Origin of the sequence: Acholeplasma granularum ATCC 19168 (assembly GCF_000526235.1) — a bacterium.
Classification (GTDB): domain Bacteria; phylum Bacillota_I; class Bacilli_A; order Acholeplasmatales; family Acholeplasmataceae; genus Acholeplasma; species Acholeplasma granularum.
On sequence record NZ_JAFR01000008.1, the window covers coordinates 143,907 to 165,065 of the forward strand.

23 protein-coding genes, 1 tRNA gene, 1 rRNA gene and 1 other RNA gene are annotated in these 21,159 nt (G+C 31.4%); 25 read left to right on the top strand and 1 reads right to left on the bottom strand.

What is annotated here, in order from left to right:
- Nucleotides 1-33: 33 nt before the first annotated feature.
- Nucleotides 34-450 (bottom strand): OsmC family protein, encoded by a 417-nt coding sequence (locus tag G324_RS0103605; RefSeq protein WP_025725038.1) that lies wholly within the window; start codon nt 448-450, stop codon nt 34-36.
- A 251-nt stretch (nt 451-701) separates the two neighbouring features.
- Here G324_RS0103605 and G324_RS0103610 point away from each other — a divergent pair, with 251 nt between their 5' ends.
- The 25 genes from G324_RS0103610 to G324_RS0103725 form a co-directional block, all read left to right on the top strand.
- Entirely contained in the window at nt 702-1,241 is a 540-nt protein-coding gene (locus tag G324_RS0103610; RefSeq protein ID WP_162146868.1) for an inorganic diphosphatase, read from the top strand.
- Between the two features lie 10 nt (nt 1,242-1,251).
- Nucleotides 1,252-1,962, top strand: coding sequence for a YebC/PmpR family DNA-binding transcriptional regulator (locus G324_RS0103615; RefSeq protein WP_025725040.1), 711 nt, complete (start codon nt 1,252-1,254; stop codon nt 1,960-1,962).
- A gap of 47 nt (nt 1,963-2,009) precedes the next feature.
- Nucleotides 2,010-2,798, top strand: coding sequence for a DUF4886 domain-containing protein (locus G324_RS0103620; protein WP_025725041.1), 789 nt, complete (start codon nt 2,010-2,012; stop codon nt 2,796-2,798).
- Between the two features lie 57 nt (nt 2,799-2,855).
- The gene (locus G324_RS0103625; RefSeq protein WP_025725042.1) at nt 2,856-3,203 is read left to right on the top strand and encodes a hypothetical protein; all 348 of its coding nucleotides are present in this window, start codon (nt 2,856-2,858) and stop codon (nt 3,201-3,203) included.
- A 188-nt stretch (nt 3,204-3,391) separates the two neighbouring features.
- The gene (gene glyA, locus G324_RS0103630; RefSeq protein WP_025725043.1) at nt 3,392-4,621 is read left to right on the top strand and encodes a serine hydroxymethyltransferase; all 1,230 of its coding nucleotides are present in this window, start codon (nt 3,392-3,394) and stop codon (nt 4,619-4,621) included.
- A 16-nt stretch (nt 4,622-4,637) separates the two neighbouring features.
- On the top strand, nt 4,638-5,936 hold the full coding sequence (locus tag G324_RS0103635; protein ID WP_025725044.1) for an RnfABCDGE type electron transport complex subunit C: 1,299 nt from the start codon (nt 4,638-4,640) through the stop codon (nt 5,934-5,936).
- A 2-nt stretch (nt 5,937-5,938) separates the two neighbouring features.
- Nucleotides 5,939-7,009: an RnfABCDGE type electron transport complex subunit D gene (locus tag G324_RS0103640; protein ID WP_162146869.1), complete on the top strand. Its 1,071-nt coding sequence runs from the start codon at nt 5,939-5,941 to the stop codon at nt 7,007-7,009.
- Nucleotides 7,006-7,944 carry a hypothetical protein gene (locus G324_RS0103645; RefSeq protein ID WP_162146870.1) on the top strand — a complete coding sequence of 313 codons (939 nt, stop codon included), beginning with the start codon at nt 7,006-7,008 and terminating at the stop codon, nt 7,942-7,944. The genes G324_RS0103640 and G324_RS0103645 overlap by 4 nt, the downstream gene beginning before the upstream one ends.
- Nucleotides 7,941-8,858: a hypothetical protein gene (locus G324_RS0103650; protein ID WP_025725047.1), complete on the top strand. Its 918-nt coding sequence runs from the start codon at nt 7,941-7,943 to the stop codon at nt 8,856-8,858. Before G324_RS0103645 ends, G324_RS0103650 begins: the two co-directional genes overlap by 4 nt.
- Nucleotide 8,859: 1 nt before the next feature.
- Complete coding sequence (locus tag G324_RS0103655) at nt 8,860-9,438, top strand: hypothetical protein (protein WP_025725048.1); 579 nt, start codon at nt 8,860-8,862, stop codon at nt 9,436-9,438.
- Nucleotides 9,428-9,985 carry a hypothetical protein gene (locus G324_RS0103660; protein WP_025725049.1) on the top strand — a complete coding sequence of 186 codons (558 nt, stop codon included), beginning with the start codon at nt 9,428-9,430 and terminating at the stop codon, nt 9,983-9,985. The genes G324_RS0103655 and G324_RS0103660 overlap by 11 nt, the downstream gene beginning before the upstream one ends.
- A 28-nt stretch (nt 9,986-10,013) precedes the next feature.
- Nucleotides 10,014-11,120 carry an FAD:protein FMN transferase gene (locus G324_RS0103665; protein ID WP_162146871.1) on the top strand — a complete coding sequence of 369 codons (1,107 nt, stop codon included), beginning with the start codon at nt 10,014-10,016 and terminating at the stop codon, nt 11,118-11,120.
- Nucleotides 11,117-11,581 carry a NusG domain II-containing protein gene (locus G324_RS0103670; RefSeq protein WP_162146872.1) on the top strand — a complete coding sequence of 155 codons (465 nt, stop codon included), beginning with the start codon at nt 11,117-11,119 and terminating at the stop codon, nt 11,579-11,581. Before G324_RS0103665 ends, G324_RS0103670 begins: the two co-directional genes overlap by 4 nt.
- Entirely contained in the window at nt 11,578-12,087 is a 510-nt protein-coding gene (locus tag G324_RS0103675) for a Gx transporter family protein (RefSeq protein ID WP_025725052.1), read from the top strand. Before G324_RS0103670 ends, G324_RS0103675 begins: the two co-directional genes overlap by 4 nt.
- Nucleotides 12,088-12,195: 108 nt before the next feature.
- Entirely contained in the window at nt 12,196-12,453 is a 258-nt protein-coding gene (locus tag G324_RS0103680) for a type B 50S ribosomal protein L31 (RefSeq protein WP_025725053.1), read from the top strand.
- Nucleotides 12,454-12,517: 64 nt separating this feature from the next.
- Complete coding sequence (locus G324_RS0103685; RefSeq protein ID WP_025725054.1) at nt 12,518-13,111, top strand: thymidine kinase; 594 nt, start codon at nt 12,518-12,520, stop codon at nt 13,109-13,111.
- Entirely contained in the window at nt 13,098-13,559 is a 462-nt protein-coding gene (locus tag G324_RS0103690; RefSeq protein WP_025725055.1) for a nucleoside deaminase, read from the top strand. The genes G324_RS0103685 and G324_RS0103690 overlap by 14 nt, the downstream gene beginning before the upstream one ends.
- 9 nt (nt 13,560-13,568) lie before the next feature.
- An RNA gene (gene ffs, locus G324_RS07865) (signal recognition particle sRNA small type) lies at nt 13,569-13,662 on the top strand.
- Between the two features lie 83 nt (nt 13,663-13,745).
- The gene (locus G324_RS0103695) at nt 13,746-14,429 is read left to right on the top strand and encodes a hypothetical protein (protein ID WP_025725056.1); all 684 of its coding nucleotides are present in this window, start codon (nt 13,746-13,748) and stop codon (nt 14,427-14,429) included.
- A gap of 4 nt (nt 14,430-14,433) precedes the next feature.
- The gene (gene tkt, locus G324_RS0103700; protein WP_210994110.1) at nt 14,434-16,392 is read left to right on the top strand and encodes a transketolase; all 1,959 of its coding nucleotides are present in this window, start codon (nt 14,434-14,436) and stop codon (nt 16,390-16,392) included.
- Nucleotides 16,393-16,415: 23 nt separating this feature from the next.
- Nucleotides 16,416-18,269: a tRNA uridine-5-carboxymethylaminomethyl(34) synthesis enzyme MnmG gene (mnmG, locus tag G324_RS0103705; protein WP_025725058.1), complete on the top strand. Its 1,854-nt coding sequence runs from the start codon at nt 16,416-16,418 to the stop codon at nt 18,267-18,269.
- Complete coding sequence (gene rsmG / locus G324_RS0103710; protein ID WP_025725059.1) at nt 18,262-18,954, top strand: 16S rRNA (guanine(527)-N(7))-methyltransferase RsmG; 693 nt, start codon at nt 18,262-18,264, stop codon at nt 18,952-18,954. Before mnmG ends, rsmG begins: the two co-directional genes overlap by 8 nt.
- Nucleotides 18,955-18,965: 11 nt before the next feature.
- Complete coding sequence (locus G324_RS07870) at nt 18,966-19,136, top strand: DUF951 domain-containing protein (RefSeq protein ID WP_084027109.1); 171 nt, start codon at nt 18,966-18,968, stop codon at nt 19,134-19,136.
- Between the two features lie 394 nt (nt 19,137-19,530).
- Nucleotides 19,531-19,614 (top strand) — tRNA-Tyr (locus G324_RS0103720).
- 185 nt (nt 19,615-19,799) lie between these two features.
- Nucleotides 19,800-21,159, top strand: a 16S ribosomal RNA gene (locus G324_RS0103725); the annotation flags it as partial.

Below are 21,159 nucleotides of genomic sequence, written 5' to 3' on the forward strand. Positions count from 1 at the left end.
AATAACTATATTAAAGTTATTTCTTTTTCATAATTAATACGGAACAATTGTTAGTGTTACACCTGGTTTATCACCAATAAGTTTAGATACCGGGCATAATCTGTGTGCATAATCAATAATTTCTTTAGCTTCTTCATGAGACAATCCCTCAATAGAAGCAAAACCATCTAAAGTAAAACTATATCTTTCAACTGGGTGTAGCCAAAGTTTGACCTTAACATCTACTCTAGAACGATTTGTTAAACGTTTAGAACGAATAACTGAAATAATTGCAGCGTTTAAACATGTTGCCCATGAAGCGCCTATTAACTGTTCAGGATTTGTATGTTCAGGGTCTGCTTTTAATACGGGAGCTACTTCAAATTTAAGTCCATTATCAGCAACAACACTGCCATTTGTACCATTTGTGTTAGAAATTACAGTTTCATAAATTTGTTTTAATTCACTCATCATTACACATCCTTTCACTTATATTATAGATAGATAAACACATTTTGAAGGTGAAAACACTTATGAAACTTATGAAAATGAATCAAATAACTTCTAAAACACATATTCTTTGATACAATATGAATATATGTTCATATTAAAAAGATTTAGAAATTAATAACATAATATAGAGCATAATATATAAATAAAATAGAAAAAAGAAGTAAATAGTGATACAATGTATTTGCTAATAGAGGAAAAAGGTGAATTTAATGAATATATGGCATGATATAAATCCATCCCGTATTACACCGGAGCGTTTTATTGTTTGTATAGAAATTACTAAGGGAAGTAAGAAAAAATACGAACTAGATAAAGAAACAGGGATGATTATTTTAGATAGAGTATTATACACATCTGCCCATTACCCTGCAAATTATGGTTTTATACCAAGAACATTTGCTGGAGACAATGACCCACTGGATGTTTTAGTATTATGTCAGGAAGATATTGAACCGATGTCTTTAGTTGAAGTTTATCCAATTGGGGTTATTAAAATGATTGATAGCGATGAGGTTGACGAAAAAATTATAGCAATACCTTATGGCGACCCATCTATGACCCAATATAAAGATTTAAAGGGATTACCACATCATTTACTCTCTGAGATTTCTCACTTTTTTGAAGTGTATAAATCTTTAGAAGGTAAAAAAACATACATATTAGATATTGAAAGTAGAGACGAAGCAATTAAAGTTATTGCTGAATCTATGGAAAATTATAACAAAGTATTTAAAAACGAAAAGGAATGAAAAAAGTAAAATGGGAAGAGCATTCGAAGTAAGAAAAGCATCAATGGCAAAAACAGCAGCAGCTAAATCTAAAGTATATTCAAGATATGGAAGAGAAATTTATATGGCCGCCAAAGCTGGTTCACCAGATCCTGAAACCAACCAAGTTTTAAAGCGTGTCATTGAACGTGCAAAAAAAGAACAAGTAACAGCAGATATTATTAAACGTGCAATCGACAAGGCTAAGGGTGGTAGTGATGAAAACTATACTGAAATTAGATATGAAGGCTTTGGTCCAGAAAATAGTTTAATTATTATGGATTGTTTAACCGACAATACAAACAGAACAATATCAGATATTAGAAAATTATTTAATAAAGCTTATGGAAAGCTTGGAGTTTCTGGTTCTGTATTACATCAATTTGATTTTAAAGCAGTATTTGAGGTGGAAGCATCTGAAAATAAATTACTTGAAATTTTATTAGAAAATGATATTGATATTAGTGATTTTGAGTCAGAAAACGGTATGGTAACAATTTATGCAGAACCTACAGATTATGGTAAGGTTTCTGATGCATTAAAAGAAAACAATTTAGAACCAACACAAGAAGCAATTATGTTTATCCCACTTCAAATGATCAAAATTGAAAATCCGGATGAACTAGCTAAATTTGAAAGATTAATTGAAGGCTTAAACGAACTAGATGATGTTAAGGAAGTATTTCATAACGTTGAAAATTAATAAATGCGCAAAATGCGCATTTTTTAATATAACAAGAGGTAAAAAACATGAAAAAAGAATTTAAATTATTATCCATAGGAAATAGTTTTTCAGAAGATGCTCATCGCTATGCATACGATATATTAAAATCTATTGGTTATGAAAATATAATTATTGCAAATTTATATATTGGTGGTGCATCTTTAAAGCTGCATGATGAACAAATAAGTTTAAACCTTAATAACTATATCTTTCAAATTTATGATAATAATGGGTATTTGGAAACATCAAATTATTCAGTCAAACAAGCAATAAATTATGATGGCTGGCATTTTATAACAGTTCAACAATCAAGTTATGATAGTGGCGTAATTTCAAGTTATGAACCTTACCTGACTAACATAATTAAATACATTCAATCAAATATAAAAAATAATAACTATAAATTATATTTTCACATGACATGGCCTTATGAAGATGATGCACAGCATCCTGGTTTTACAAATTATAACAATGATAGAAGAAAAATGTTTGAAAATATTATTGATACATATCAAAAAGTTATAAAAATAAATAAGAATATTAATGGATTTATTCCTAATACAGTTTCAATAGAAAATGCTAGAACAAACAAGGTTTTTTTACCATTAACAAGAGATGGGTATCATCTAAGTTTAAACTTAGGTAGATATATTGCATCCCTTACACTTATAGGTGCATTATTAGATGTTGATATAAGAGATTTTAAAGACCTTTATAAACCCAATGAACTTACAACTAAAGCATGTGAATACGCAATAAATTGTGCACACCATGCATTAAAAAAACCATTAAACATTACAATGATCAATTTATAATTAAATACTCTTAAACTTATTAGGTGTATAATATAAGTATAATAGGAGGTAATTATGATGAAAAAACAAATGTTTTATAGAGTCATCAGCATTATATTTCTAGTATTATTTATTATTATTACAGCTATTACGCTCAATAAATTTCATCCAGCTTACCATATTGTAAGTATTTTGGGAATAGGAATTATAACAACCTCTCTTTTTATTAAAGTTGATATATGGGTTGCTAGATTTGATATATTATTTACTTTATTTTTACTTTTTGGGATTTATATGGAAATAGAATTATCCGGTAGATTATCTAATTTTGGTATCGTACTTATTTTAACGGCAGTTGTGTTTGCGATACTATCCATACTAGAGGCAATAGCAAATAAATTATTTGACATGAACAATAATTCATAATTGCATATTCTGTAAACGTTATCAATTATAGAATTATTTGCAATTCATAGTGATTTTAATTAGAATAGACGTATACTTTTCTATACGTCTTTTTTAATGCATGTTCATATATTTTAAATCTTTATAATGTATAAATATATTTATACATGGTAAAATATTAAAAAAGATATGAATTTGCGGAGGCAACTATGTCATTACATATAAACGATCCAGAAATTTTAGAACTTATTAATAAAGAGTCTCTAAGACAAGAACAACATATTGAGTTAATCGCATCAGAAAACTTCGTTTCTAATGCAGTTTTAGAAGCTCAAGGTTCAATATTAACAAACAAATATGCAGAAGGCTATCCACATAAAAGATATTATGGTGGATGTGAATTTGTTGATGAAATTGAACTAATTGCACAAAAAAGACTAAAAAAATTATTTAATGCAAAATTTGTAAACGTACAACCACATTCAGGTTCTCAAGCTAATGCCGCTGTTTATCATGCGCTAATTAAGCCAGGTGATAAAATTTTAGGTATGAGCCTAGATGCAGGGGGGCACTTAACACATGGATATAAATTATCATTTTCAGGAAGATATTATGAGGCTTATGCATATGGTGTAGACCCTATTAATGAGTTAATTGATTATGAACAAGTTTTAAAAATTGCATTAGAAGTTAAACCACAAATTATTATTGCTGGTGCAAGTGCGTATCCTAGAATTATCGACTTTAAAAAGTTTAGAGAAATTGCTGATAAAGTTGGAGCATATTTGTTTGTAGATATGGCACATATTGCTGGATTGGTTGCTGCAGGATTGCATCCATCACCACTACCTTATGCACATGTTGTAAGTTCTACAACACATAAAACATTAAGAGGTCCACGTGGTGGAATTATCCTTACAAATGATGAAGAAATTGCCAAAAAGATTGATAAAGCGGTTTTCCCTGGAGAACAAGGTGGTCCTTTAATGCATATTATTGCTGCCAAAGCTGTTGCATTTAAAGAAGCACTAGATAAAAACTTTATTGCATATCAAGAACAGGTAATCAAAAATGCTAAAGTTTTATCAGATACATTTAAAGAATTAGGATATAAAATCATTTCAGATGGTACAGATAACCATTTAGTTTTAATTGATGTAAAGGGTAAACTAAATATTACTGGTAAGATGGCAGAAGATACGTTATATCAAGCTAATATTACAATTAATAAAAACCAACTTCCCTTTGATAAAGAAAAACCAATGTTAACCTCAGGTATTAGACTAGGTTCACCTGCAATGACAACCAAAGGTTTTAAAGAAAAAGAATTTAGACAAATAGCATTAATGATTCATGAAGTGTTATCAAATAAAGATGATCAAAATATAATATTAAAAGTAAAAAACGAAGTTATAAATCTAATGAAAGAATTTAAATAAAAGGGAGTGGTTTTCTTTGATTACAAGAACAAGATATATACCAGATGGCAAAGATGTCTTAAAGAAATTACCGTTAATACATCACCTAGAAGCACCATATTTATATTATCCAATTACCAATCAACGTTGTCCTGAAGGAGAAACGTGTGTTGTTTTTGGACAATTTGTAAAAGTAGGAGAAGTAATTGGTACTAGAAAGGGTGCATTTTTTGAACAACCTATTCACGCAACAGTAAGTGGTGAAGTAGTTGGACATGAAATGAAATATGACGCATCTGGACAAAGAGTCAACTGTATGATTGTAAAAAATGATTTCAAATATGAATTACATGAATCCATTCAATCACGAACAGATGATGCAATTGCAGAACTAACAAAAGCAGACTATGTTCAAATTGCTAAAGAAGCAGGTTTAGTAGGACTGGGTGGATCAGCATTTCCAACATACATCAAGTTAAATACTAAAAACAAAATCGATATTATTTTAGCAAACGGTGTTGAGTGCGAACCTAAATTAATCTCAGACTATGAACTTATGATGGAACATCCAGAGGAGTTAATTAAGGGCTTAATCTATGCAATGAAAGCAGTTGGTGCACCAAAGGGTGTGATTGCTGTTAAAAAACGTTATAACGAGTTAGTTGAACGTCTACGTTTTAGTTTAAATTCATATTCAGAATATGATATTGAGGTAGTTCCTGTAGGTAATCACTACCCTCAAGGTTGGGAATTAGAGGCTATAGAATCTGCAACAAAAATTAAAGTACCTCAAGGTAAACTTCCGGCAGACTATGGAATCATACCATTTAACGTTTCAACATTACAATCTTTATATCATGCCGTTAAGTTTAACTTACCGGTACTTGAAAGATATTTTGTTATATCAGGTGATGGTGTTCATAATAAATCATTTAAAGTCAGAATTGGTACACCAATTCAAAACTTAATTACACTTGCTGGTGGATATGTTGATCATAGTATTCCTAAAACACTTATTATGGGTGGACCTATGATGGGAAGTAACGTTAGTAATGATGATATTGTTACAACGCACACAGCAACATCTCTAATTGTACAAAATACGATGTTATTAGATGAAGACCCTTGTATTCATTGTGCAAGTTGTGTTTATTCATGTCCGGTTGATCTACAACCTGTTCAAATTATGAATGCTGTTAAAGCAAAAGATAAAGACTTTTTAAAGACTTTAGCTGTAAATAAATGTATTGAATGTGGATTATGTTCATTTGTATGTCCGTCAAAAATACATTTAACAGATTATATGCGTCAAGGTAAACGCATATTGAGAGGTTAATTATGCATAATATATCATTTGTGAGCCAAACATCTCCATATATACGTAAAGACACATCCACTAAACGTATGATGTTTGATGTGTTAATTGCCTTAACACCCGTGGTTTTCTTTTCAATCTATAGATATGGAGTAAATGCTCTTTCTAGAATATTAATTAGTTTAATCGTTTTTGTAGGTTTTGAAGCACTCTATTTTTTAAGTACAACACGTGTAGAAGGCTATGATTTTAAAGATAAACTAAGAAATAAATTAAAAAAATATACAATTAATCATTTTAGTGCACCTGCAGTATCTGCAGTCATATATGCAATGATTATTCCTGATCAACTAAACTTATATGTTGTTTTTATGGGTGCATTATTTGGTGCAGCCATAGGAAAGATGATTTTTGGTGGCTTAGGATTTAACCTTTTTAACCCGGCAGCACTTGGACGTGTATTTATTGCATTAGCTTTTACAACATTTTTTAATGGAAGTTATGGATTTATTGATGCTGCAGCAGGAGCTACAGCATTATCTACAACTTTTCCAAATGTATTAAATAGTTATTCATTAATTGACCTTCTAGTTGGTAATATTCCAGGATCAATGGGTGAGATTAATGCTTTAGCTATATTATTTGGATTAGTTTATTTGCTTGTAAGAAAAAGTGCAGATTATCGTCCGATTTTATCAGCATTACTAATATTTACAGGTCTTTCAGTTGTTGCAGGATTCACATTACATCCAAATTTAGTATTTGAGTATGTAATATTCCAATTATTATCAGGTGGACTATTATTTGGATTAACATTTATGATTACAGATCCAGCGACATCGCCAGTTACTAGACCAGGTAGATATATTTATGGACTGATTATAGGTTCACTCATATTCTTTATACGTATTTTTGGTAATTTACCTGAAGGGGTTGCTTTTGCAATACTAATTGGTAACTTATTAGTACCAGTACTAGATTATCCTCTATGGGCAAATAATTTATTTAATAAAAAGTTTTATATTGGATATAGCACAACTTTTATACTCCTATTAGTACTAACATATGTGATTTTAGGAGGATTTAGTATATGACAACAAATATTAAAAGTTTAATTACTTTTCTTGTGGTAATTGTTTTATCAGCTCTCTTATCAATTACGAGTTATATGGTGTTTAACCCAATTAAAGAAGAAAAAATCAAACAAGAAACTTTAACTATTTTAGATGAATATTTTTCTGGAGTAACCGATTTTGAAAAAAATGAGACAGAAACACTTTCAGATGTTGAAATCTTACTATCAGTTCGTGCATTAAAAAATGAAGAACCGATGGGTTACTTATATGAAGCAAACTATCATAATAGTTTTGGTAATATAAAGGTACGTTTAGTAGTTGATTTAAAAGAAATTATACAAAAAGCTGAGTTTATTGAACTCAATCAAACAATGTATCTTACTCAAACAACAAATAACCTACAAACATATGTTCAAAGAAAACTTAATAAAGATATCTTTGATGGTGCAGCAGGTGTCACATCTATTTCAATTAATGACCTATCACATATGATTTCTATGATTGGGCTACATCATGATTCTACTAACAAATTCGAAGTTCAATTACCATATCAAGAATTCTTTGGTGAAGACTATACAATAACAGATACTGAAAACTTAAACGAAGATGGTGCTAAGATTGTAAAAGAAACAATTGGAACAAGTGGTTATGTATATACACTTACAAAAGCTGGAATATATAACTCTGATTCAATTACTCAAAAAGAAATTACTGTAGTTGTTGCTCTTAATCCAAATGGTTTAATAATTGGAACTCAATTGCCAATTGATTTATATGGTCATTCTAAAGGCGGTTATTATAACGATGCACTTGCATTCCTACAAACATATAATGACAAAGATTTAACAACATTATTGGATGGTCAAGCGGGTACAACAACTGAAATTGCCCACAATTCTAGAATGCTTATTGAAGATATTATGCAAATTCTTAAGGGGGTACACACTTCATGAAAAAAGAAAATTTAGTACTCGTATTAATGTTTGGACTGATGTTATTAATTAGTGTTGTTGGTATAGGTTTTAAATTTGTTTTTCCAACATCACCAGTTGATAAAATGTTTAATCAAAGTGTGAATGTTATAAACGAAACTCCCGTAGTGGATGCCGACTATAATGAAATCATTTCAAAAGGCGAAGTAACCTCATTAAGTGGAGAAAAATTAGCAGATATTTATACAGTACGTGTAGATCATACTTACTTCTATTTAGAATTATATGTAGCTATTGATGAAGATAATAAAATCTATGCTAGAGATAAACATGTAAAAACAAAAGATGATACATCAAGTAGTTATTTTCCATTAGTACGTGAATACTTACTTAAAAACTATAATGGTATTTACTATGAAAATGTTCAATTTGTTGATGGTGCAGCAGGTGCAACAACAATTGTTGTATCACGCTCAACAATTAAAAATATAATTAGCAAAGTTGCAGTCTATCATGTAGGTGAACCAGTAGATTACATTCAAAACCTATTTGGTAAAAAATATACCTTAAATAGTCAAACAACTGTTAACGATGTGATTAAATATGATGTTACAGTGGACTCTGTAAATTACAATGTTTATGAAGCTAAAAAATCAGGTACATATTATGACTATCAAAAAACAAATAATGGTGAGATTACAGTATTTATAGCTCTTAATCAAGCAGGAGAAATCACTCATGTGTTATTACCTGAGAGTTTATATGGGCATTCTGGTGGAAATTTCTATAACGAAACCAAAGCATATTTAGAAAACTTAGTTGGTAATCCACTAATAAATGAACTGCCAGATTCTCAAACAGGTCCTACAGAAAATTCTAGTGGATCACAAGAAGTAGTTAGACAAATACTATTAGATATTAAGGAGGTCGCTTAATATGAATAAAAATGATTTAAAAATATACATTTTATTAAGTATCCTACCTTTAATCTATTTAACAAATACATTGGAAATAGCTATTTTCATTGGACTTGTTTATGTATTATTAGCCTTAATATTATTTGCAGCTGGTTTACTCATTAATAAATTTAGTGAAGGTAGATTAAGACTTTATAGTTACATCATATTAGCTGGTGCAATTATTACATCGACAATGTTTATTTTAAATACATACTTTACACTTAATCAGTTCATCGGTATATATCTTTCAATTACACTATTATTACTGCCTAAGTTTACCGGCGATAAATTTAAAGATATTTCTATTACAAACCAATTATTCATGGTTGTTACTGGTTTTATAACATTAATTGTTATTGGATTATTAAGAGAAGTGTTAGCAACCGGCGCATTAAGTTTGCCAAACTTTGGAGTAGATAGTTTGGAGTTATTTGATTCAAAATATGCAATTACAATTTTAAAAGATAACTCAGGTGGTTTTATTCTTTCAGGATTTATATTTGCTATTATTTATGCAATACCTTTTAATAAGGAGGATAATGTAGATGTTATTTAATTTATTATCCAGTTTACTTGGAGCGGCTATTTTATCAAACATTATTCTTCAAGGTATTGGTCTAGAAACAATTCAAGATAAAGAAATTAGAGTTAAACCAGTACTTATTAAATCATCACTTATTAGTGTTATATCACTTTTAGTATTTGTACTATACTATGTTGTTGTTCAGTTTGTATTAAGTGCATTAAATCTTCAATTTTTAAGCATTTTAGTATTAATATTACTTATGATTGGTATGAATGAACTCTATTTATTTTTAACATCTAAAGTAAAATTCAAACTACCTCAAGATAACTTTTTTGGACTTCATTCTGTTGTAATTGTTGCTGGATTCTTTGGACTTGCAAATTTAGCATTTGACCAAGCATTTATTCAAGTTTTAGGTTCATTAATCGGCTTTATTGGACTTTCAGTTCTCTTAACGATGATTCAATCTCGTATGCGTATTAACCCATTATTAAAATCATTTAAAGGCTTACCAATATTATTAATTATATTAGGTTTGATTGCACTTGTTTTAAACGGACTTGCAGGAATCTTTTAAAAATTAAATAATTAAAAGGAAAAAGAACATGAAAAAAATATTTTTAATCATCAACTTAATATTTTTAAGCGTTCTTTTTTCAGCATGTGATGTTGTAGATAAAAATCCAAATGATGAAGTACTCAAACGTCAAGATGTTGCAATATCAGCAATGCACACATTTATTGGTGGACGTATTTTTACAGAAGATAGTAAATGGTTAAATATATTTAACGAGTTAAAAGAAATGTTTCAAACATATCATGAACTTACAGACAATTTTCAAGGATATGATAATGTTGTTGGGGTTTATTATATAAATAACCTTGTAGAAACAACAAAAGAAGATCAAATAGTAGAAATTAAAAAAGAATTATATGATCTACTTCAATTAGGTTTAGAGATTACTAATTTAACTAATGGATACTTTAATATGTCTATGGGGAAAATCATTGATGTATGGAAAGACTTAATGGAAGAGTATGATGTGGGTGAAGTAGTTAGTCAGTCGGCTATTGATCAAACGATTGTAAAAGCAAATGCTATAGAAATTATTGAGGATGCCATATTACTAAGTACGAATAATAATAAATATTATGTCACACTTAAATATGGCGCAAAAATTGATTTAGGTGCTATTGCAAAGGGTTATGTTACTCAAAAGGCTGTTGATTATATTAAAGATAAAGGCTATATTCAATATTTAATTAATAGTGGACAATCATCAATTGCCTATGGACAAGACAATTATCGAAGTAAAGATGGTACGTTTAGTTTTGGATTAATTAACCCAATGGATTATGTTTTAAACAGTAATATTATTGGTTATGAAGCTAAAAACTATGCAATTTATAAAGGTATTAATGGTGTTTTAACAACATCTGGAAGTTACCTTCAATATATTGAATCTGATGAAGTTTGGTACCACCACATTATTTCACCAGTAACAAAAAAACCAGAGAATTATTACATGACACTTACAGTTATTGGTAGTGATGCTGGGTATATGGATGCTTTATCAACTGCAATGTTTAGTATGCCTCCAGGTGAACTTGAAATATTTTTAAACGAAAATAAAGTTGAAACCTATACATATTTATTTAACAATACATTTAAAACTTATAATCAGTCTAGTGGATTTGAGGTATTATCATGAAACTAAAAGATTATTTGATTATAGGTGCTATATTATTTGTAATATCCATATTCTATATTTGGATTACTTTTTTTGGACCAAAAGGTGGAGGCATAGCTAAAGTATATCAAGATAATCAGGTTGTAATTGAAGTAGACTTTGAAAGTAAAGTATATAAATTATTTCCACAAGAAAACCATGAAGATTATCCTAAACTAACAGATCCTGTTACCGGTGAAGGTGGAGATGTTGCAATTATTATTTTAGGTTCTTATGAAACTTTAGAGGGCCGCTCTAAAGTTTATATAGAAATAGATTGGGATAAAAATAGTTTAAGAATTCAAAAAGATGAAACTCCAAAGCAAATTGGTGTACGCCGTAATTGGTATGATGGTACAGGTCTTCCGGCAATATCTTTACCTAGCAAAGTATTTATTGTTTTTGAAACAAAATTAGATGATGGGTTAGATGGTGCAGTATGAAAGACTTAAAAAAAATTACAATACTGTCAATGATGATTGCAATTGCAATTGTATTAAATGTAATTGAAATGTCTATAAATGTTATACCAGTACCTGGTGCAAAAATTGGATTTGCAAATCTTGTAACAGTCATTGTCTTATATATGTACGGCTTTAAATCTGCATCTATAGTTACGATTTTAAGAGTATTATTAGTAGGGCTTTTATATAGATCTTTTACCGTAACATTTTGGATGGGACTAGGTGGTGCGATATTATCTATTACCTTAATGGGAATTTTAAGACATTGGGTAAAGTTACATTTAGTAACAGTATCAGTCATTGGTGCAATCTCACATACAATCGGTCAAGTCATTGTAGGTATATATATATTAGAAACTGATTTACTTATTTTATATCTACCAATTATGCTACTTATTAGCGTACCTGCGGGTATATTAATTGGTATTATTTCACAAAGGTTCTTTAAAACATTTAATAGTTCCAAATACCAACAATCCTTATAGGATATATTGTGAAATTATGGTGTTGCATTAAAGGATTTCAAGTGATATAATGTTACATGCGAAACTTACTATGAGTCAAATAAAACTCATGGCGGAAGGAGAAAACTTATGAAACCAAATATTCATCCAAAAACAAGATTAGTTATATTTGAAGATGCTCAAACTAAAAAGCAATTTTTAATTGAATCGTCTGTAAATACTAGAGATACTGAAGTTTATGAAAAAGATGGTAAAACCTATCCAGTTGTACGTTTAGAAGTTACCTCAGAAACACACCCATTCTATACAGGGGAACAAACTTTCGTTGCTCAAGCTGGTCAAGTGGATAAGTTCAACAAACGTTTAGAAAAAAGCAAAAAAGAATAATCACAATTGCGAGATATTATCTCGCTTTTTGTTATAATAATATCAGGCAGTAGGGGGTAATTATATGTATCATGCATTCCGTAATGGATTTATAGAAGTTGTATGCGGACCGATGTTTGCTGGTAAAACAGAAGAACTCATTAGACGTGCTAAAAGATTAAAATATGCAAAACAAAATTATTTAGTATTTAAGCCTACAATTGATAATAGATACAGCACTAAAGCAGAAATTGTATCACATAGCTTATTAACTGAAAGTGCAATCTTAGTAAATAGTTCAAGTGAAATATTAGAACATATGAATGATTCAATAGAAGCAGTAATTATTGATGAAGCACAATTTTTTGATAAAGGCATTGTAAAAATTGCCGATCAATTAGCGGATAGTGGTATACGTGTAATTATTGGTGGGTTAGACAGAGACTTTAAGGGTGAACCTTTTGGTCCAATGCCTGAATTATTAGCTATTGCAGAGTTTGTAACAAAACTATCAGCAATCTGTGTAAAAACAGGAACACCTGCAACACGTACACAACGTATCATAAATGGTAGACCGGCAGGTGTTAATGATCCATTAATTGTTGTTGGTGCATCAGATTCATACGAACCACGTGCAAGACATGCACATGAAGTGCCGGGAAAATATGACAAAAAATAACCACACCTATTTTATGAATGAAGCTTTAAAAGAAGCAAATAAAGCTTTACTTAAAAATGAGGTCCCAGTGGGTGCAATTGTCGTAATTGATGGTAAAATAGTATCACGCGCACATAATTTACGTGAAATTAAACAAGATTTTAGTTGTCATGCAGAATTTTTAGCACTTCAAAAGGCTGCAAAAAAAATTGGCAGTTGGCGCTTAGAAGATGCTAGTGTATATGTCACTTTAGAACCTTGTCCTATGTGTGCTGGAGCAATGATTCAGTCTAGAGTAAAAAACTTATATTATGGTGCTAAAGACCCTAAAACTGGTGCAGTTGAAAGTGTTATTCGATTGCTTGATGAACGCTTTAATCACCAAATTCATTATGAAGGTGATATACTTTCATTGAAATCATCAAATCTACTAAAAAGTTTTTTCAAAAAACTAAGAAAAAAAGATTAACATCCCTATAGGGTATTCTCATTCAACATTAAGGATCGAACCTGGTCAGGCCTTGATTGGAGCAGCCATAAGATACCTGATGTGTGGGTGAGAATACCCTATGGGGATGTTTTTATTTTAAAATTATATCCTTATGATATAATTAATATTAAACAAAAACATAAAAATTGAGAGGAATAATTAATTATGAAAATGTTACCTAAAGATTATGCAAAAGCGGTAGGAACACCGTTTAGAGTCGAAAAATATAAAGAAGCAAAATTAGAAATGTATTACTTAGATGATCGAAGCGATTATGGGAAATTTGCTCAACGCGGACGTTTTTCTGTGTGGACATCTGATGGTGTAGATTATAGATTATTTGTAGATAAAGGATATTACAATGCAGTACCTGATTTATACAAAAATGAAGTTAATGATATTTGGTTAGATTTTACAAACAGTATTTATGCAGCACAACAAAAAATGTCACGCTCATATATGTTTATTTCATTAATCGTTTTAGGTGTGGTGTTAGCTGCATCATTTCTAGTACAAACTTTTTGGGAAGAACAAGCAAATAATGTATTCTTAATTTCTATGGTTATCTTATTTGTAGGTTTATTCTACTCATCAAGTCGCCAACAAAAAGCTTTAAGAGCATTAGTATCCGAAGAAAATCAAAAAGCTACAGCCTTAATTAAAGAAACTTTAGGAGCAGCTAAATTTCAAGCAATATTAGATGCTCAAGAAGCTTACTATCAAGAATACTTTAAAACAGAATCAACTGATGAAACTGAAGATAATGTAGAAGAAACTAGTGAAGATGTAGAACAACTTGAATCTAAAGAAGAAGAATCACAAGAAAATAAAGATGACTCAAAGGAGTAATTTTATGATTGATATTGAAAAATTAGCTATTGATACAGTTCGTTTTTTAGGTGTTGATGCAATTAATAAAGCCAATAGTGGACATCCAGGTATTGTAATTGGTGCAGCACCAATGGCTCATACATTATTTACAAAACATTTAAATGTATATCCTAAAAACAGCACATGGATCAACCGAGACAGATTTATACTATCTGCAGGTCACGGATCTATGTTACTTTATGCACTAAATCATTTATCTGGATATAAAATTTCTATTGATGACTTAAAAAACTTTAGAAATTATCCAGGAAATACTCCAGGACACCCTGAATATGGACATACAGATGGTGTTGAAACAACCTCTGGCCCCTTAGGTCAGGGTATTTCAAATGCTGTTGGTATGGCTTTAGCAGAAAATCATTTAGCTCAACGTTTCAATAAAGAAAATTACAAAATCATAGATCACTTCACATATGTATTAGTAGGTGACGGGGACCTACAAGAAGGGGTAGCTCTTGAAGCAATCTCATTAGCAGGTCACTTAAAATTAGGTAAATTAATCGTATTATATGATTCAAACGATATTCAATTAGATGGAAAAACATCTATGGCAATATCAGATGATGTTAAGAAAAAATTCGAAGCTCAAAACTGGCATTACATAAAGGTTAATGATGGGGAAGATTTAGTATCAATTAACCGCGCAATTAACCGTGCCCAAAAAGTAGTTGATAAACCAACAATTATTGAAGTGAAAACAATCATCGGTCGTGGTACATCAATTCAAGGCACCTCAAAAGTACACGGTGCAGCAATTGGTGATAATGAAAGAAAGATTCTTGCAGAAAATCTTTCATATAACTATCAACCATTTGAAGTAGACCAAAAAGTATATGAACATTTTAAGAATAAAGTGTATAACCGTGGTAGACGTACATTTAATAAATGGCAAAAATCTTTAGAATCTTATAAGAATGCATACCCGAATGATTATGAATTATTTAATCAATTTGTAGAAGGTAAAGTGTCTATTGATTTATCAAGTCTATCTTATGAAGCAGGTTCTAAAGAAGCAACAAGAAATGTATTTGGAAAATCACTTGAACTTGCAAGCAAGCAAAACCTAAATATAATTGGTGGTTCAGCAGACCTAACATCTTCAACAAAAGCAAAAGGTAATGATGGTAATTATTTAAGTAGCCAACCATTATCAAGAAACATTAATTTTGGTGTGAGAGAACATGCAATGGGTGCAATCGTAAATGGTATGATGCTTCATGGTGGACTCAAACCATTTAGTGGTGCATTCTTTGTCTTTTCTGATTATATGAAACCACCGATTCGTTTAGCAGCAATGATGAAAATACCAAGCGTATTCATCTTTTCACATGATAGCGTTGCAGTCGGTGAAGATGGTCCAACACATGAGCCAATTGAACAATTAATTGGATTAAGAAGTATTCCTGATTTAAATGTAATTAGACCAGCAGATGCTAATGAAACAAAAGCAGCTGTTGAAATTGCTTTTGAATCAACTAATACACCAACAGCAATTATTACAACAAGACAATCTGTATTAAATTTAAGCAATACAAATAAAGAAGGCGTACTAAAAGGTGCATACATTGTAAGTCCTGAGAAAAACAAACTTGACGGCATTTTATTAGCAGCAGGATCTGAAGTTGGCCTTGCATATGAGGCTAAGAAAATCCTTCAAGATAAAGGATTAGATGTACGTGTTGTTTCTATGCCATCACATCATGCATTTTTATTGCAAAATGAAGACTACAGAAGTAAAATACTTCCGGCAAATGTAAAAACACTTGCTATTGAGATGGGTTCAAGTTATTCATGGTATAAATTTACCCCTCATGTTTACGGAATTGATACATTTGGTGTATCAGCAAGTTTAGATAAAGTGATTAACCATTTTGGTTTTACTAAAGAAAAAATTGCTGAAGCATTTTTACAAATCAAATAATATTATAAAAAGAAGGTTTACATATGATTTATGATGGAATTATTGTAGGTGCAGGACACGCTGGTGTTGAAGCTGCACTTGCTATGGCAAAAATGAAACTGAATACACTATTAATTTCTGGCGACTTTAAAAAGGTTGCTAGTTTGCCATGTAATCCATCCATTGGTGGACCAGCAAAAGGAATTGTAGTTAGAGAAATTGATGCTTTGGGCGGTCAAATGGCAAAATCAGCAGACCTAAGTCAAATCCAAATGAAGATGTTAAATCCTTCAAAAGGACCAGCTGTTCGAGCATTAAGAGCTCAAATTGATAAACTAAAATACCCAAAAGTTATGCTTGATGTATTAAAAAAGCAAGACAATCTAACACTACTTGAATCTTTTGTAGATACTTTAATCATTGAAGATAACAAAGTTAAAGGTGTATTACTAGAAGATGGTACAAAAATATTTAGTAAAACAGTAATTATTACAACGGGAACTTACCTAGGCTCACAAATCTTAATTGGACATGAAAAAACATCTAGTGGTCCAAATGGTGAAAAAACAACCAGAGGCATATCTAATCAACTAAAAAATCTTGGTTTTGAAATGCTTAGATTAAAAACAGGTACGCCACCAAGAATTGCTAAAGATTCAATTGATTATTCTAAAACAACTATTCAACCAGGTGATGGTGTTTTACAAACATTTTCTCATGATTCTGAAATTACAGAATTAGGACACCAAGAAAATAGTTATTTAATCCATACATCACTTGATACTAGAACAATTGTATTTGATCATTTAGATGACTCTGCAATGTACGGGGGTATGGTTGAAGGTGTTGGACCAAGATATTGTCCGTCAATAGAAGATAAATTTGTACGATTTAAAGATAAAGAACGTCATCAAATTTTTATTGAACCGGAATCTTTAGAATTAAATGAAATGTACATTCAAGGTTTATCAACATCGATGCCACGCCATGTTCAAGAACAAATGGTAAAATCACTACCTGGAATGGAAAATGCACGTATCATTCGATATGCTTATGCAATTGAATATGATGCAATCAATCCTAGACAACTCTATCAATCATTAGAAACAAAAGTTATTGAGAATCTATTTTGTGCCGGTCAAATAAACGGTACATCAGGATATGAAGAAGCTGCTGGCCAAGGTTTAATGGCTGGTATCAATGCAGGTTTAAAAATTCAAGGTAAAGAACCTTTAATCTTAAAAAGAGATGAGGCATACATTGGGGTTTTAATTGATGATCTTATTACAAAAGGTACATCAGAACCATATAGACTTTTAACATCTCGTGCTGAGCATAGATTATTATTAAGAAATGATAATGCAGATATCAGATTACGTGACTATGGTTATAATGTAGGGCTTGTAAGTGATGAAGCCTATAATCGTTTTTTAAGCAAAAAAGAAGCCTTAAGTCATTTAATTGATTTAGCAAATACAACACAAATTAATCCTACAGAAGAAAATTTATTATATTTAAAAAGTATTGGATCAGCACCAATATATGAGGGTGTATTTGTCTCTAAATTATTAGAACGTCCTGAATTAGGCATTGAAACCTTAAAACATTTTTTACCAACCACATATGATATAAGTGTTTATGAACAACTTGAAATTCACATCAAATACCGTGGTTATATTGAAAAAGCAAAAAGAGAAGCAGATAAATTACTCAGATACGAAGACAGACATATTCCAAAAGATATAAATTACAATCAAATTCATAATATCTCATCAGAAGCTAAAGAAAAACTAAGTAAAATTAAACCAGAAACACTTGGTCAAGCAACAAGAATACTTGGTGTAGGACCTACAGATGTTTCGGTATTACTTGTATATTTAGAGACTCAACATGCTTAAAAACTTAGTTAATAACTACTTAGATATAGAACTAAGTGATAAGCAAGTTAAGTTATTTGATTTATATTATGAAAAATTAGTGTCTTATAATGAACATACCAATTTAACCAGAATTACATCTAAATTTGATGCACAAGTTAAACACTTCTTAGATTCTATGTATTTAGGTAGACTGCTAGATTTTAATAAACCTCTAAATCTATGTGATATGGGTGCAGGTGCAGGCTTTCCTTCCATACCACTGCTCATTTTATATCCAAATTTAAAAGTCACAATTGTTGAATCACAAATTAAAAGAGTTCAATTTTTAAAAGAACTGAAACAAGTTTTAGAACTAGACTTTAATATTGAGCATAAAAGAGCTGAAAATTTTGCATTAGAATCTATAGAAAAGTTTGATATAGTCACAGCAAGAGCATTAGGAGAACTGAAACTAATATTAGAATTTGGTGTTCCAATGTTAAAAGTTGGGGGATACTTCATTGCTCCTAAAGGATCAAAATATCAAGAAGAATTAGATGATGCATTAAATGCAATGAAAGTTTTAAATATAAAATTAATTGAAATTGATAAATTTGAACTACCTAATGATTCAGGGTTTAGAGCAAATCTATTATTAAAGAAAGAAAAACATGTTTCAGGCTATCCTAGACAATTTGCAATCATAAAGAAAAAACCATTATAAGGAATATATTTATGACGAAATATGAAGTTGGACAAATCGTAAAAACTAAAAAAGCCCATGTATGTGGATCTAAAGAGTGGATCGTACTAAGAGTGGGTGTGGATATGAAACTTGAATGTAAGGGTTGTGGCCGTAAAATTATGATGCTACAATTTGAACTTAATAAGCGATTAATACCATAAAAAATATAATTAACTCCAATGTCCTATTAAAGACGTTGGAGTTTTTTAAAACAAATTTATATAACCTTGGTAATTTGTGTTAAATATTATATAATATATAGAGAAGCTATAAACAATAATATTTTGCATATTATGCTTATATATTTAATATATAAAGTGATATTTAGGTAAAAGATGGTAAATTTATTAAAAAGACATTTTTTTATTTGACATCTGATTTAAAATGTCGTATCATTGTTATTGGCTTTTTAGGAACTATAAGTAAATAAGCAATTAAAATATATATTATATATATATGGTTTTAAATGCGAAAACTTATATTTACTAATAAAGTTTAAAAAAATAGTTGCTTTTTATAAGTTGTTAAGATAGAATAAATAAGCAATCAAAAATCGGAGGGGTAGCGAAGTGGCTAAACGCGGCAGACTGTAAATCTGTTCCTAACGGTTCGGCAGTTCGAATCTGCCCCCCTCCACCACTAATTATTCAAATTAATAGAAAGCCTTGTGCGTTTGCAAAAAAAGATGTTGACAAGGTTATTTTATAATGATAGAATGATTAAGCGCTCAAATAAGAGACGCAAGAATTAAGTCTTTGAAAACTGAATGATGATGAACAAGAGAAAACAAAAATAAGAGCTAAAATCAAAACAAAACATAAAATTATATGGAGAGTTTGATCCTGGCTCAGGATGAACGCTGGCGGCGTGCCTAATACATGCAAGTCGAACGAAGCATCTTCGGATGCTTAGTGGCGAACGGGTGAGTAACACGTAGATAACCTACCCTAGACTCGAGGATAACTCCGGGAAACTGGAGCTAATACTGGATAGGATATAGAGATAATTTCTTTATATTTAAAGATTTATCGGTCTAGGAGGGGTCTGCGGCGCATTAGTTAGTTGGTGGGGTAAAGGCCTACCAAGACGATGATGCGTAGCCGGACTGAGAGGTCTACCGGCCACATTGGGACTGAGAACGGCCCAAACTCCTACGGGAGGCAGCAGTAGGGAATTTTCGGCAATGGGGGGAACCCTGACCGAGCAACGCCGCGTGAACGACGAAGTACTTCGGTATGTAAAGTTCTTTTATATGGGAAGAAAAAGCAATTATTGACGGTACCATATGAATAAGCCCCGGCTAACTATGTGCCAGCAGCCGCGGTAATACATAGGGGGCGAGCGTTATCCGGATTTACTGGGCGTAAAGGGTGCGTAGGTGGTTAATTAAGTTTGTGGTGTAAGTGCAGTGCTCAACGCTGTGAGGCTATGAAAACTGATTAACTAGAGTGAGACAGAGGCAAGTGGAATTCCATGTGTAGCGGTAAAATGCGTAAATATATGGAGGAACACCAGTGGCGAAGGCGGCTTGCTGGGTCTATACTGACACTGATGCACGAAAGCGTGGGGAGCAAACAGGATTAGATACCCTGGTAGTCCACGCCGTAAACGATGAGAACTAAGTGTTGGCCAAAAGGTCAGTGCTGCAGTTAACGCATTAAGTTCTCCGCCTGAGTAGTACGTACGCAAGTATGAAACTCAAAGGAATTGACGGGACCCCGCACAAGCGGTGGATCATGTTGTTTAATTCGAAGATACACGAAAAACCTTACCAGGTCTTGACATACTCTGCAAAGGCTTAGAAATAAGTTCGGAGGCTAACAGATGTACAGGTGGTGCACGGTTGTCGTCAGCTCGTGTCGTGAGATGTTGGGTTAAGTCCCGCAACGAGCGCAACCCTTATTGCTAGTTACCATCATTAAGTTGGGGACTCTAGCGAGACTGCCAGTGATAAATTGGAGGAAGGTGGGGATGACGTCAAATCATCATGCCCCTTATGACCTGGGCTACAAACGTGATACAATGGCTGGAACAAAGAGAAGCGATAGGGTGACCTGGAGCGAAACTCACAAAAACAGTCTCAGTTCGGATTGGAGTCTGCAACTCGACTCCATGAAGTCGGAATCGCTAGTAATCGCAAATCAGCATGTTGCGGTGAATACGTTCTCGGGGTTTGTACACACC